Genomic DNA, 13,647 nt, shown 5'->3' with positions numbered 1-13,647 from the left:
CCTTCTGATTATCAGCGATCGCGCACTACAAGCGGCATCCAGATATTGGCTTGATAGGGCAAACTCGCTTAACCAATGGGGTTTTGCGGAGATCCAATTCTTTCAAATTGGGCAATGTCTTCAGAACGCTGACATCGGTGACTCGTGTGTTGTAAAGATCAAGCTGAGTTAAGGTTGCGATCGCCCTGAGTGATTGCATCTCCGCAACTCGCGTATTGAATAACGATAAAGACTTTAACTTTGTTAACTTACTCAAAGAACTAATATCCGAAATTGGATTATTTCCTAGTAATAAATCACGCAAATTAGTTAATGAACTAAGCGGACTAATATCAGATATTCGATTTTCAAATAACGTCAAAGATTCAAGATTCGTCAAGTTTTCTAATGGCTTTAAATTAGAAATTTTATTTTCAAATAAAACTAATGCTTTCAAATTAGTGAGTAGCTTGAGCGGACTTAAATCCTCAATTTGATTATCATGCAGCGATAAAATCCGTAAGTTTTGCAGCGAAGCGAGAGGACTCAAATCAGAGATTTGATTGTTGTATAGTGCAAGTGCCTCTAGTTTAGAGAGAGAGGTTAATGGGCTAATATCAGTAATCTGATTGCCATAGGCTAACAGGCTAGTTAACTCCTTTAAAGAGTCAAGCGGACGCAAATCTTCAATCTTGTTAGTATCTAAAAGCAGCGTTTTTAAATTAATCAGCGGTGCTAGGGGGCGTAAATCAGAAACTTGGTTTGCATCTAAAGAAAGCCAAGTGAGATTCGTTAACTGACTCAAAGGTTTGAGATCAGCAATTTTATTGTTACTGAGAATGAGCGTTTTGAGATTAACCAATGAGGCAAGTGGGCTGAGGTCAGTAAGCTCGCTGCCTCCCAAAAAAAGCGCTGTCTGATTAGACAACTGCTGATCGGCTATCTGACAATCGGCTGTGTTTGCAATGCTCATCAATACGCGAACGGTCTGCTGGCTGGCGGCTGGCAGAGATGATTGATTCGTACACCACTCTGCAAACCTTTTGTAGTTGAGCGTGGATGACGGTTGGGCAGGAGTCGCCGCTAACCCGAAATCTGCCGACCCAAAACCTGAAAGAGCGATCGCTCCAGCAGCGAGCCAAGACATGAGGGTGTTTATCCGCTTTGTTTGTTGCATATAGGTTTGGTATTACGCCGCCAAACTGCTCTACTATCATGCGCCCCTCGTTGCTAATTCGCAAAGCGTACATCATCCCGAATGAGATCAATCCAGCTAAACTAACGCTCCGATTTGGCAGCAGGAGCGCTTGGGCAAAACGCTAGAACCCGATAGCGGTATTGATCGGTATTGATCGGATGGATACCTCGATTATATTTTCCAAAAGCTGCTCAATTTCCTAAATCAGTTCATGCGGTGACGATGGATGGCTTTTTGCTGAAAATTTCTACTTTTATCGTTGCTTTCACCCTTAAAGCCGCTTTTATCGATTAGTGCTTCACTTATCGCACAATCGGGTACGAACTGCTTTTGCGAGTTCGACTCGTTGACCTGAGGGCGCTTCACAGTCATCTCCCATCTCTAGATAACCCGCAACTTGGGTTAAGTTAGTCGAATGAAAAAAGTCGAATGAAAAAACATGAACTATGAAGACATCCTTATCTGGTCGATTATTGGGGTGCTTGGCTTGCATTCAATCACCCCAGACCCCGCAGAGGCAAGGTTAAAATTTCTTGGAAATCACTCAAAGACTGAAAAATAGGTGAGACGATAGGTCTTGACTAAAGCTCTTATTCCAAATCTAGGGCTAATTTAGCCTTGTGTTCCTTGGAACCATTGCCTTGCCGGGGCTTTGCTTTGCTAGTCATTTAAGAATTTAGGGGCTAACCGTACAATGAACAGCAACTCCAATCTAGATATTGACCTAGCCGCATTTATTGATCATGCTTTGCTTACTCCAACCGCCACTTCAGAGCAGGTAGAGCAGTGGTGTGAGGAATGCGATCGCTTTGGGTTTGCTGCCGTGTGTTTGCATCCGGTTCATGTGCAGCAGGCAACTCGTTTACTACATGGTAAAAAACCCAAGGTTTGTACCGTAATTGGCTTTCCTTATGGCGCAAATACGTCTACGGTCAAGCTTTATGAAGCGGGTGAAGCGGCGGAAAATGGAGCTACAGAACTGGATGTGGTGATTAATATTGGCTGGCTTAAAGCAGGGAAAGTGGATGAAGTGCATCGTGAAATTGCAGATATTTGCGACCAAACGGGACAAACTATCAAAGCAATTTTGGAAATGGCACTATTAACTCCAGCCGAGAAAAAACTGGCGGCGGAGATTTGCATGGATGCTGGAGCCGCTTTTTTGAAAACCAGCACGGGGCTGAATGGGGGCGCAACGTTGGAGGACGTGAGGATATTAAAAGAACTGACTCAAGATCGACTAGAGATTAAAGCTTCCGGAGGAATCCGAACAGTGGAACAGGCGTTAGAGTTAATCAACGCGGGTGCGACGCGCTTGGGCACTTCGCGCGGTGTGGATCTAGTCCGTCAACGGAATATGCAAAAGGAGTAAAGAGTTTAGGAAGAGTGTCGAATTGCGAATGCCGAGTGTTGAGTGCGGGAGATGATAAAAAAATTTGTAAGCTCTTGAGAGGATGGAAGAAAACAGACAATGGTAATCAGTTTATTATTCGTCACTCGTCCTTCGTCATTCGCCATTTCTTATGTCTCGTACCTATAAAGCGATCGGAATTAATCTTAAGAGTATGCCGCTAGGGGAAGCGGATCGATTACTCACAATTTTGACGCGGGAGCATGGTTTGATTAAGGCGATCGCAATGAGTGCCCGAAAACACAACTCTAAAATGGGCGGTCGCAGCGGCATGTTTGTGGTAAACGATTTACTCATTGCCAAGGGCAAATCGCTAGATAAAATTACCCAAGCGGAAACAGTCGTCTCTTATCCTGGCTTAGGGAAAGATTTGCAGCGATTAACGGCTAGCCAATATTTAGCCGAGTTGTGTCTCTATCAGGCGTTGAGCGATCAGCCCCAAGACGAGCTATTTTGCATTTTGAACGAACAATTGCAGCGATTAGAGCGATCGCCCTCCTCACTCATTCTGCTAACGCTGATCGCTGGGATCTATCAACTCTTAACAGTGGCAGGAGTGGCTCCTGAAGTGCATCGCTGTTGCGTCACTCAAAGACCTCTGATTCCTGACCAACCCGTTGGCTTTAGTATTCCTGCGGGTGGCACCGTTACTTTAGAATCATTAGAGCAACTGCAACAGCCCCATAATCCGCAAGTTGCCCGTGTGGTTAAACCGATTCAAAGTTCGTTTAAGCGAAATGCTCAGCTTCATAGTCTAATTGGAATACAAGAGTTGACAATCCTTCAGGCGATCGCTCAGCCCAATCCTATACAAACGGAGACATTTTCCAGGCAGCCGCCTGCCGATTTTGTCCAGCTTGCAGCTTCAATGTCGGCTTGCATTGCGGTAGAGCAACTTTTACGTCAGTATGCTCAGTATCATTTCGATCGCTCTATTCGCTCTGCAACCTTGATGGATACCTGCTTTTCAAGCTCACCTCTGCCCCAACTGTCCTAATCATGATGCAATTGCCCAAACCCAATCTAGAAGCCATGATGATGCACTCTGTAGAATCCGTGAATGATGAGCAGGAGCAAGAGCGGCATCAAGATACTTCTTGGGTAGAGTCCAAGCATGATCAAACTTTGTTACAATTCGATACAGGTTCACAGACAGATTCTTCTTTAGCGAATGATGGAAGTCTGTCGGCGAATGCTCTACACGATGAAAGCAAAAAGCGGGCTTCGGCAATGTTTCGTTCTGAAGAAGATGAATTACTTGAATCAGAAGATCGGGTTTTAAGGCATCCTCTGTCCGTCGAGTCGGAGGGCGATCGCGCTGCTGAGTCTATCATTAAGTCAACACCACCAGACCCAGTGAGCCGCCCTCAATCCCTACAAAGAGGCGAGTCTGAGCGTGGGTTCCTGCCAGTCTTGAAAAATCGTAGTTTTTTGACACTGTGGGGCGGACAGGTTTTTTCGCAACTGGCAGATAAGGTTTATCTGGTGCTGATGATTGCCTTAATTGCCAGTCGCTTTCAAGCAGAAGATCAGACCATCAGCGGTTGGGTGTCGTCGATTATGATTGCCTCTACCATACCTGCGGTGTTGTTTGGGTCGATCGCCGGTGTTTATGTCGATCGCTGGTCTAAAAAAGCCGTCTTAGTGATCACTAACCTGCTTCGCGGCGGTTTAGTGATTTTCTTGCCGTTTTTACTGTGGCTTACCAAAAGCTGGGCACCTTGGAATAGCTTGCCCGTGGGTTTCTATGTGATGCTGGGCATCACCTTTCTCGTTTCGACCCTCACCCAATTTTTCGCCCCCGCTGAACAGTCTGCCATTCCGTTGATTGTAGAGCGGAAGCATCTCCTTTCTGCCAATTCGCTTTACACCACCACAATGATGGCATCGGTGATTGTTGGGTTTGCAGTGGGCGAACCGCTGCTGGCGATCGCAGATGGCATTGCAACTCATCTGGGCTGGACTGCGGTGGGGCTAGGCAAAGAGTTAGTCGTTGGCGGCAGCTATGTAATCGCCGGACTAATTTTGATGTTGCTCAAGATTAAAGAAAAAAATCGCTATCCCTTGTTTCAGTTTTCATCAAACGGCAAAGCGAGTGGAGCCGGTACGCAGCCAGCCGAGGAGCCGGAAGAACCCCCTCACGTATTTGCAGACATCCGAGATGGAATTCGCTATTTAGGTCAGCAGAAACAGGTGCGGGGCGCATTAATTCAACTGGTGATTTTGTTTTCCGTATTTGCAGCATTGGCAGTATTGGCAGTGCGTTTGGCTGAGGTGATTCCTGAAATCAAATCTTCCCAGTTTGGCTTTTTGTTGGCCGCAGGTGGAGTGGGGATGGCGATCGGAGCCGCTTTTATTGGCTATTTTGGGCAACGTTTTCCCCATGACCGCCTTAGTCTCTGGGGTTCTCTTGGCATGGCAGCCGCGCTAGTAGGTTTGGCGTTTTTCTCCCATCATTTGATTCCTGTGCTGTTGTTGTTAGGATTTTTGGGGCTGTGTTCGGCGATCGTTGGAGTGCCCATGCAAACCACCATTCAAGAGCAAACCCCCGAAGAGATGAGAGGCAAAGTGTTTGGTCTACAAAATAATGCCATCAATATTGCGTTAAGCTTACCGCTTGCCCTCGCCGGAATTGCTGAGACATTCTTTGGGCTGCGAGTTGTTTTCTTAGTTCTAGCGGCTTTAATGGTCACAGGTGGGGTCTTAACCTGGTATATTAGCTCCGACCAGCCTAGCCAACCGTTAGAATCGTAAATTGTTCTTGATGATTGGTTAGACTGCTTGGCAGTTTCATACTGCTGACGATCCCGCTAACCTTCCCATAGAGCAACAAAATCGAATGCATATTGCATGGCTTGGAAAAAAGGCTCCTTTCTGTGGCAATGTCACTTACAGCCGAGAGGTGACAAATGCCTTACAAGATTTAGGACATCAGGTCAGCTTCTTTCACTTCGCCCAAGAAGGACCGCCCCCCGATAATTGGCCAGATTTCTTAGAAGAAGTTTCAATCCCATTTCTTCACAAATCCCAGCTTTATACCATTCCCAATTTCCGCTCTAAAAAAGTGTTGACCGATTCTCTGGAAGATCTGAAGCCCGATGTCGTCCATGCTTCTTTAACCCTGTCGCCGCTGGATTTTTTGCTTCCAGAAATTTGTGAAGACCTGGATATTCCCTTAGTGGCAACGTTTCATCCTGCCTTTGATCGCAAACTGCGGAACTTCTCCTCTGGCACTCAGCATCTTGCCTATCAGCTTTATGCGCCCTGTTTGGCAAAATACGATCGCGTGATTGTCTTCTCCAACATTCAACGGGCAATTTTGATCAAGCTAGGAGTTGCACCCCATCGGATTGCAGTGATTCCCAACGGCGTAGATACCCAAAAATATTGCCCTGGTGCTTCCAACTTCAAAGCAGAAGTTGGGGCAAATCGCGTGTTTCTCTATCAAGGGCGCATTTCTCCCGAGAAGAATGTGGAATCGTTGTTAAAAGCCTGGAAACAGTCCAACATGGGCGTGGGAGCCAAACTGGTGATTGTGGGAAATCATGGCCCTCTTGCCGCCTCCCTGACTCCGTTTTATGGCGCGGAACACGGCATTGTTTGGATGGGATTTATTGCGAATGAGCAGCGCCGCATCGAAATTTTGCGGGGCACGGATGTCTTTGTCTTACCGTCTTTGGTGGAAGGGCTGTCGCTTTCCCTACTAGAAGCCATGGCGTGTGGACTTGCTTGTGTGGCGACTGATGCTGGTGCCGATGGTGAAGTATTAGAAAAAGAAGCGGGAGTTATCCTTAAAACCCAAGGCGTAGCGACCCAGCTTAAAATCTTACTGCCGCAATTGCGGGATCATACCGCTTGGACAAACACCCTCGGCATCAATGCCCGTCGTCGCGCCGAAGAACGCTATACCTTAAGCGACAATATCGCTCAAGTTGAGAAACTGTATAGCGAGTTATTGCTGTTGCGATCGCAATCCAAACGACACACTCGACAGTATCTCAGCCATACTTCAACTCACCTCAGCGACGACGTTTTTGTCCGCTCCAAGTACTAAAAAAGATTTGTTAGTTACCTTAGAATGAGTACACCGATAATCCCAACTCGTGAACAAGAGTCTGCCTGTTTGAGGCTATGCGCTAACTTGACTAATATGTACGCACCAATTTATGTGGTGCGAATCGATGAGCGGCTTGGCGAAGTGTTTATCCTTGCAGGCGAAGAGATCGAAATTTTGATTCCGCCCAATGGACAATGGAGGTATCCGTAATGGAAAAGCCTGATTACTTTGGAATGGATTTTAAGGAACTGAGAGCGTATGTTTTGAAGCACCATGAGGATCAAGAAGCATTTTACGCACTGGCGGATCGAATTCGGAGTAGACCTTCAAAAAGCTACACGATCGCAGATATAGACCGCTTACCTGAAATCTTGCGGGAAAGTGGCAAACTGCCGAAACGGGCTGAGGAATAGCACACAAAGAGCGTCTTTTATTGCAACGCTTCTTCAAACTTTTGTTGATCCCATAAAGATTGGTACAGTCCAGTTTGAGCGATCAGAGTTTCGTGAGTTCCCGACTGCACGATTTTACCCTGATTCATCACGAAGATCCGGTCTGCCATCGCCGCCGCAGACAGTTGATGAGAAATGAAGATGACAGTTTTGCGATCGCTGCCTTCAGAAAGATTCTTTAGAATTTGGGTTGCCGTCTGATTATCCACACTGGAAAGCGAGTCATCCAAAATCAAAATTGGCGCATCCACAACCAGGGCACGGGCTAAAGCCGTTCGCTGGCGTTGTCCACCGGATAGGGTGATTCCTCGCTCTCCCACGACTGTGTCATATTGCTGGGGAAAGTTAAGGACTTCATCATGAATTTGGGCTTGCTTCGCTGCCGCTAACACTGCTGATTCTTCCGCGTAGGGAACGCCATAGCGAATGTTGTTGCGGATGCTTGTACTAAACAAAAAGCTTTCTTGGGGAACGTAGGCGATCGCGCCGCGCAAATCGTGAATCCGCAACTTGGTAATGTCATAGCCATCCAGAAATAGCTGATTGGGGGCAATTTCCAACAGGCGAGGTAAGGTATTTGCCAGGGTAGATTTGCCAGACCCAATGGGACCCACGATCGCCACGGTTTCTTGGGGAGACACCCGAAAGCTGACGTTATCCAGTGTCGGTTGGGAGGAGCCACCCAAGGAAGGATAGGTAAACGTGAGATGGCGGGCAATCAGTTCTCCTTTCACCTGCGATCGCTCTAGAGACAAAGCACCCACAGCATCTTGAATTTTGGCCTCCACAGTCAAAATCGATTCAATCCGGTCGATGCTGACTTCGCCGCGTTGATACGCCGTAATCGTGAAGCCCAACAACGCCGTTGGAAACACCAGCCGCTCCACAAACAGCAGCAGCGCCACAAAATCGCCCACCGAAATGGAGCCGTTGCTAATAGCTCCCACGCCAAACCACAGCACCACCAGCAAACTCACACTCGCCAGACCTCGGAGCGCTGAAAATAAGACAGTGCGCGTTTTTGCCAGCGTCAGGTTTGCTTCCAGCAGGTCTTGATTGAGAACGTCAAACGCTTGGCGTTCGTTCTCTTCTTGGGCATAGATTTTGACCAACGCCATGCCGCTCATGTCTTCCTGAATCAGTTCGCTGATGTTGGAGAGTTCTTCTTGCACGATCTGCTGCTCTGTTCGCAGGCGATCGCCCGATATCATCACCACCACAAACATCACCGGATAGACCGCCAACGCCAGCAAACTCAGCTTCCAATCGATCGCTAGCATCACTGGCAGGGTTAACGCGTAGGCAAAAATCAGGTTTGCCAAACTCAGCACCGCAAACCCTAGCAATCGTCGGATGTTATCCACATCACTGGTTGCCCGATTGATTAGATCTCCCACCGTATTGGCGGCAAAATAGGCAGGTTCCAACGTCAGAAAATGAGTAAATAGCTTTTGCTTTAAATCAAACTCAACCTGTCGCCCCACCCCAAACAGCGCCACCCGCGACACCATTCGCGACACCCACATCACCGATGCCAGCACAAACGCCAGCACCACAAATTGAATCACCTGGTTAATATTAAAAGCAACCTGCACCTTGTCGATCGTATCGCGAATCAACAGGGGAATATACGTGCCCAACAAATTCACGACGAACAGCGAACCCACGCCTAGAGCCGCACCCCGCCAATGAGGGCGCATATATTGCCCTAGCTTTTGCAATCGGGATTGAGCCATGAGGATTCCAGCCACTATTCACTAAACAGGCTTTCCTATCCTAAACGAATCAGGCAATCGCTGGACAGCACCCGTAACTTCAGGCACTCAAGCGCTACCACATGCCCTCTTTACCATTGCCACCAGAAGTTCCATTGCCGCCGGGAGTTCCAGGTACGCTAGAAGTTCCATTGCCGCCGGGAGTCCCAGGTACGTCAGAAGTTCCATTGCCGCTAGAAGTCCCATTGCCGCCAGAAGTTCCAGGTGCACTAGGAGTTCTAAAGCTACTAATTGGAACTCTTTGAGGAATGGGGCAGTTCGGATTCACGCTGGTTAGAGGTTTGATCCAGCCGCGCAAAAAGTAATACAGGGCATTGAGATATTCCTGAAATGCTTTAGAACTCAGCCAAAAAGCATCCACAGTGGGCAGAACATCGGTGATTAGAACCTCTCGTTCAACTAAATCGCGTCCTGTGGCAACCTGCCGCAATGAATCGGGTGTGGGCACTGTAAAAAAGTCGGTGGGGCGTGCCGCAACACAGCTTTCATCAAACACTCGCTGAAAGGTGAGCACAGCACGGTTCATATTCAACGCACTGCCCACCAAAATAACTTGCTGCCCATAGTTAATTTGTCGGGTTTCCAGTAGTTTTTTCACCTCTTCAGCGCTGCTGTGAATGTTGCCGTTGTTATGATCCAGCAGAATGTCATTTTCTGGAATATTAAAGGTGCGCGTCAGCATGGTTTGAATATCTTGCGCTTCAGTAACCTCTTCTCGATTTTCACCTTCCTTCCTTGTGCGATCGGGTCTACTGCCAGCACTGACCACAATCAGCGGTGGTGTTCCTCGACCTGATTCTTCTCGATAAATCTGAGCAGCATAAACAATGCGATCGCCTGCTTCAGTCAGTTGAATCGGTAATTGACTGAGCAGGTCAAACTGAAACGGCGTAATCGGTCGTTCGACCTTCGGCGGCTCAACAGGCAGTGCTTCTCTGCGGGGCTTTAACTGGAGTCGGGTTGTATTTTGCCCCAATAGCACAATCACCGGACGCGCTCCTGGATCTAACGTTCGCAGGGGTGCAATGAACTCAATTGCCTCCATTTCCAATTCTTGGGCAAGCCAATAAGACACGAGTGGAACGCTGCCGATCGCCAGCAAAATCAGACCCGCCATAATCAGTCGTTTTGCCCAAACTGTTTTCACGCCTCCCAGCAGAATGACCGTTAACAGAATCATCCCCAAGCCAAAGGGAGTCAGCGGAAAAGAGAGCAACCGCCACACAATCGCCAAAATGCTAGTGGGTTCGCTAATTCCTCCCTGAAAGAAGGACAGGGCAATCACTGCTAAAAACAGCAGCAGCACCAACAGCCCCAAAAACTCTTTCTTGAGGATGTTTTGAAGGAAATACCAGATGATGAACCCTACAAAAATCCACAGGAAAACTTGGGTGAGCAGCAAAAAAACATCAGTGAGAAGTAAAACCATGATCAGTGCTGCTGAAGAGTGAAATGTTAGAGATGGGAAGCGGTTTCAGGTTTCAGGTTTCGGGTTTCAGATAGGTCGAAACGGTTGCCCTGACCCCAAACCCTAAATTCTTGCCCCCTAAACCCTGATCAGTTGCTAGCCATTCTAGAGCAGCAGATTGATTGCGATCGCCCAAACTGGTCTTACTATGTAACAAAGTTTATGCAACCCAACCCACAGACGATATGCACGCAGAACTATTAGTCAACTCTCTTGCTTCAGGGGTCTCTATCCCTTCTAACCTGTTCTCTTTCCGTTTGACACAGCCGTTATTGGCTACCGTGGCGGCAACTGATACGCCCCTTGTGCTTGCAGGAGTGCTTTTAAGCCTAGTTGTGATTTACGTGAGTAGCAAAATAGGCGGCGAACTGTGTGCGCGCCTTGACCTGCCATCGGTTTTAGGAGAACTGGTGGCAGGAGTCGTGGTCGGCGTTTCTGCCTTTGATATTCTCGTCTTTCCAGGAGGCGGAGAAGATGGCAGTGGTTCAATGATTATGACCCTGCTCAAACTTACTTCCAGCATCAGTCCAGAGTCCATCACCTCAGTCTTTGAAGCCCAGAGCGAGGTGATCTCCGTTTTGGCAGAACTGGGCGTAGTTATCCTGCTGTTTGAAATTGGCTTAGAGTCAGATCTGAAGGAACTGCTGCGGGTGGGACCTCAAGCCACCGTTGTTGCTGTAGTGGGAGTCACGGTTCCCTTTGCGTTGGGCACCGCTGGCTTGATTTTGCTATTTCACACCCCTGTTGTGCCTGCCATTTTTGCCGGAGCCGCTCTCACAGCAACCAGTATTGGCATTACGGCAAAAGTGCTGGCAGAAATTCAGCAGCTAACGTCTAGAGAAGGGCAGATCATTATTGGGGCAGCCGTGCTGGATGATGTTTTGGGCATTATTGTGCTGGCAGTAGTGGCGAGTTTGGCGCGGGAGGGCACGGTTCAAGTGGGCAATGTCATTTATTTGATTGTGAGTGCCGCGACTTTTTTGATAGGTGCAATCTGGTTGGGACGCTTGCTGATTCCGGTATTTGAAACCGTAGTAGACGGGCTGAAAACACGCGGACAGTTGCTAATTTCGGCGTTAATCTTTGCGTTTACCCTGGCATATGTCGCCAATGTGATTCAGCTTGAAGCCATTTTAGGATCGTTTGCCGCAGGGCTAATTTTGGCGGAGAGCCAAAAACGACGAGAACTAGAGGAACAAATTATTCCGATCGCGGATATGTTTGTGCCAATCTTTTTTATTGTGGTGGGTGCCCGAACTGATGTGAGTGTCCTCAATCCATTTGTGCCAGAGAATCGGGAAGGGTTGATTGTGGCTAGCTTTCTGGTCGTGGTTGCCATTTTGGGCAAAGTCATTACTGGACTGACGGTATTTGGACAACCCGGCATCAATCGATTGGCGATCGGGATTGGCATGGTTCCTCGTGGCGAGGTGGGCTTGGTTTTTGCAGCAGTCGGGTCAGCCAGCGGTGTGCTTTCCAAATCGCTCAACGCTGCCATTATCGCTATGGTGATTCTCACAACCTTTGTCGCTCCTCCCCTTTTGAGACTTTCTTTTGCCAAACCGATTGAGATGGGTGAGGGAATAGAGGAGGGCGAATAGGTAGGAAGGTTTCGGGTTTCGGGTTGCAGGAGTCAGGTTTCAGACTTTCCCTGACTCCTGACTCCTGTTAGTTACCACTTATAAAAAACGGCGATCGCTCTGGCAAACATCGAGTATATTTGACCGCAGTTTGCCAACGTTCTTTCAATCCTGCACCCTGGCAACGTGACAGGTTTTTTAACCCATGGTTGTGAAATTTTTCGCTTCGCTGATTCATTGGTCTACCTCTCAGCCATCTACCCATCGGTTAAATCGGGTTGTTTATCCCTTATTGTTTACCTTTCTGGCTGGATTGATAGCGGCTCCAGCAAAAGCGGCGCGGCTAGAATCTTGGCGATTTAATGCCAGCCAAAACCAGCTTGAAATTACTACAGATGAGGGAGTGCAGCCCAAAGCTCAACTGGTTTCTGACCCGACTCGGCTAGTGATTGATCTTCCTGGCATTGTCTTAGGTCGCCCGGTGATCAATGAATCTATGAATGGAACAGTGCGATCAATGCGGATTGGACAATTTGATCGCGACACTACTCGCATCGTCATCGAATTGGCACCGGGCTATACGCTAGAACCGAGCCAAATCAAGTTTCGCGGCATCAGCGATCGCCGTTGGTTGATCAAACTGCCGACTCCCCAACTCGCGACCTCTTCCAGACCTGCGATCGCGGCTGTTCCCCGCTTGTCGGCACCCATGAGCGCTAATGAGTCTGGGCTTGCCGCGATCGAGTCGGTGAAGCTAAACGGCAGCAGCGATCAACTGATGATCCAGGCAAATAAACCTATCCGGTATACATCCCGATGGGATCGCTCATTAGCGGCATATCGGATTGAAATCAGTCCGGCGCAACTGGGAAACTCGGTGAAAGAACCGGAACTTGGAGCGGGCAGCCCCATTTCGCGGATTAAGCTGCGGCAAGAGAACGCCCAAACGGTGGCGATTCTGGTGCAACCAGCAAGCGGAGTTCAACTGGGACAAATGAATCAGCCCAGTCAACGATTGGTCACTTTGCAAGTCCAACGCCCTCGGTTAGTTCCATCTACCAGCGCGATCGCGCCGCGTGTGATGCCTGTTTTTAATCCAGCCGTGGCGAATATACCGATGCCGCGATCGCCCAATGGACGGGTGGTGGTAATGATTGATCCAGGGCATGGCGGACCTGATCCGGGCGCAGTCGGCATTAATGGGATTCAAGAGAAAAAAATTGTGTTAGATATTGGTAATCAGGTCGCCGCTTTGTTGCAACGGCAGGGGGTTCAAGCCTTGCTCACCCGTGCAGACGATCGCGATCTTGACTTAGAACCTCGTGTGCAGATGGCAGAACAAAGTAACGCAACCGTTTTTGTCAGCATTCATGCCAATGCGATTAGCCTCAGTCGCCCAGATATCAATGGACTCGAAACCTACTATTACGAATCCGGGTTAGGGCTGGCGCAAATCATTCACCAGAATGTTTTGCAATTCACAGGAGCCAAAGATCGCGGCGTTCGCAAAGCCCGCTTTTATGTGATACGAAAAACCTCCATGCCGTCCGTTCTCGTCGAAGTGGGGTTTGTCACCGGGCGGGATGATGCAGCAAGATTATCCAATGCGGCGTACCGAACTCAGATGGCAGACGCGATCGCCCGTGGTATTTTACAATACCTGCAACGAACGGCGCGGCTGTAATCTTGTAGAGAGGAATCGCGGCGTTTTGGGTGTGGTGTTTTAT

The 13,647-nt window shown here is 48.4% G+C and carries 12 protein-coding genes and 1 pseudogene; 9 read left to right on the top strand and 4 right to left on the bottom strand.

Features of this window, described 5'->3' with window-relative positions; all coding sequences use genetic code 11:
• Positions 1-25 precede the first annotated feature (25 nt).
• On the bottom strand, positions 26-1,126 hold the full coding sequence (locus AC1S5B_RS07480) for a leucine-rich repeat domain-containing protein (protein ID WP_482035046.1): 1,101 nt from the start codon (positions 1,124-1,126) through the stop codon (positions 26-28).
• A 243-nt stretch (positions 1,127-1,369) separates the two neighbouring features.
• Between AC1S5B_RS07480 and AC1S5B_RS07475 the strand changes: the two are divergent.
• The 7 genes and pseudogenes from AC1S5B_RS07475 to AC1S5B_RS07445 all read left to right on the top strand — a co-directional run.
• A pseudogene (locus AC1S5B_RS07475) lies at positions 1,370-1,471 on the top strand (IS982 family transposase); the annotation flags it as partial.
• A gap of 400 nt (positions 1,472-1,871) precedes the next feature.
• A complete protein-coding gene (deoC, locus tag AC1S5B_RS07470) occupies positions 1,872-2,549 on the top strand; it encodes a deoxyribose-phosphate aldolase (RefSeq protein ID WP_482035045.1) in 678 nt (225 codons plus the stop codon).
• A 151-nt stretch (positions 2,550-2,700) separates the two neighbouring features.
• Entirely contained in the window at positions 2,701-3,585 is an 885-nt protein-coding gene (gene recO, locus AC1S5B_RS07465) for a DNA repair protein RecO (RefSeq protein WP_482035044.1), read from the top strand.
• Between the two features lie 2 nt (positions 3,586-3,587).
• Complete coding sequence (locus AC1S5B_RS07460) at positions 3,588-5,342, top strand: MFS transporter (protein ID WP_482035043.1); 1,755 nt, start codon at positions 3,588-3,590, stop codon at positions 5,340-5,342.
• Positions 5,343-5,427: 85 nt separating this feature from the next.
• Positions 5,428-6,642: a glycosyltransferase family 4 protein gene (locus AC1S5B_RS07455; protein ID WP_482035042.1), complete on the top strand. Its 1,215-nt coding sequence runs from the start codon at positions 5,428-5,430 to the stop codon at positions 6,640-6,642.
• A gap of 24 nt (positions 6,643-6,666) precedes the next feature.
• On the top strand, positions 6,667-6,855 hold the full coding sequence (locus tag AC1S5B_RS07450; RefSeq protein ID WP_482035041.1) for a DUF6888 family protein: 189 nt from the start codon (positions 6,667-6,669) through the stop codon (positions 6,853-6,855).
• Positions 6,855-7,058, top strand: coding sequence for a DUF6887 family protein (locus AC1S5B_RS07445; RefSeq protein ID WP_482035040.1), 204 nt, complete (start codon positions 6,855-6,857; stop codon positions 7,056-7,058). The genes AC1S5B_RS07450 and AC1S5B_RS07445 overlap by 1 nt, the downstream gene beginning before the upstream one ends.
• 17 nt (positions 7,059-7,075) lie before the next feature.
• Here the strand turns inward: AC1S5B_RS07445 and AC1S5B_RS07440 are convergent, their stop codons facing one another.
• From AC1S5B_RS07440 to AC1S5B_RS07430, 3 genes are all read right to left on the bottom strand, one after another.
• Positions 7,076-8,833: an ABC transporter ATP-binding protein gene (locus tag AC1S5B_RS07440; RefSeq protein ID WP_482035039.1), complete on the bottom strand. Its 1,758-nt coding sequence runs from the start codon at positions 8,831-8,833 to the stop codon at positions 7,076-7,078.
• 94 nt (positions 8,834-8,927) lie between these two features.
• Positions 8,928-10,301: a YdcF family protein gene (locus AC1S5B_RS07435; RefSeq protein WP_482035038.1), complete on the bottom strand. Its 1,374-nt coding sequence runs from the start codon at positions 10,299-10,301 to the stop codon at positions 8,928-8,930.
• A gap of 52 nt (positions 10,302-10,353) precedes the next feature.
• Complete coding sequence (locus AC1S5B_RS07430; RefSeq protein ID WP_482035037.1) at positions 10,354-10,497, bottom strand: hypothetical protein; 144 nt, start codon at positions 10,495-10,497, stop codon at positions 10,354-10,356.
• A 100-nt stretch (positions 10,498-10,597) separates the two neighbouring features.
• On the opposite strand from AC1S5B_RS07430, the gene AC1S5B_RS07425 reads away from it, so the two are divergent.
• On the top strand, positions 10,598-11,941 hold the full coding sequence (locus tag AC1S5B_RS07425; RefSeq protein WP_482035036.1) for a cation:proton antiporter: 1,344 nt from the start codon (positions 10,598-10,600) through the stop codon (positions 11,939-11,941).
• 184 nt (positions 11,942-12,125) lie between these two features.
• On the top strand, positions 12,126-13,604 hold the full coding sequence (locus AC1S5B_RS07420) for an N-acetylmuramoyl-L-alanine amidase (protein WP_482035035.1): 1,479 nt from the start codon (positions 12,126-12,128) through the stop codon (positions 13,602-13,604).
• The last annotated feature ends 43 nt before the right edge of the window (positions 13,605-13,647 follow it).

The sequence above is a fragment of the Leptolyngbya sp. CALU 1928 genome (genome assembly GCF_056784215.1).
The sequence above is the reverse complement of the archived record's forward strand: the minus strand, read 5'-3'. Positions and strand labels throughout refer to the sequence as shown.

Excerpts from the sequence above, each read along its gene's own strand:
- AC1S5B_RS07480 (WP_482035046.1), bottom strand. The coding sequence starts at position 1,126 with ATGTCTTGGCTCGCTGCTGGAGCGATCGCTCTTTCAGGTTTTGGGTCG.
- deoC (WP_482035045.1), top strand. The coding sequence starts at position 1,872 with ATGAACAGCAACTCCAATCTAGATATTGACCTAGCCGCATTTATTGAT.
- recO (WP_482035044.1), top strand. The coding sequence starts at position 2,701 with ATGTCTCGTACCTATAAAGCGATCGGAATTAATCTTAAGAGTATGCCG.
- AC1S5B_RS07460 (WP_482035043.1), top strand. The coding sequence starts at position 3,588 with ATGATGCAATTGCCCAAACCCAATCTAGAAGCCATGATGATGCACTCT.
- AC1S5B_RS07455 (WP_482035042.1), top strand. The coding sequence starts at position 5,428 with ATGCATATTGCATGGCTTGGAAAAAAGGCTCCTTTCTGTGGCAATGTC.
- AC1S5B_RS07450 (WP_482035041.1), top strand. The coding sequence starts at position 6,667 with ATGAGTACACCGATAATCCCAACTCGTGAACAAGAGTCTGCCTGTTTG.
- AC1S5B_RS07445 (WP_482035040.1), top strand. The coding sequence starts at position 6,855 with ATGGAAAAGCCTGATTACTTTGGAATGGATTTTAAGGAACTGAGAGCG.
- AC1S5B_RS07440 (WP_482035039.1), bottom strand. The coding sequence starts at position 8,833 with ATGGCTCAATCCCGATTGCAAAAGCTAGGGCAATATATGCGCCCTCAT.
- AC1S5B_RS07435 (WP_482035038.1), bottom strand. The coding sequence starts at position 10,301 with ATGGTTTTACTTCTCACTGATGTTTTTTTGCTGCTCACCCAAGTTTTC.
- AC1S5B_RS07420 (WP_482035035.1), top strand. The coding sequence starts at position 12,126 with ATGGTTGTGAAATTTTTCGCTTCGCTGATTCATTGGTCTACCTCTCAG.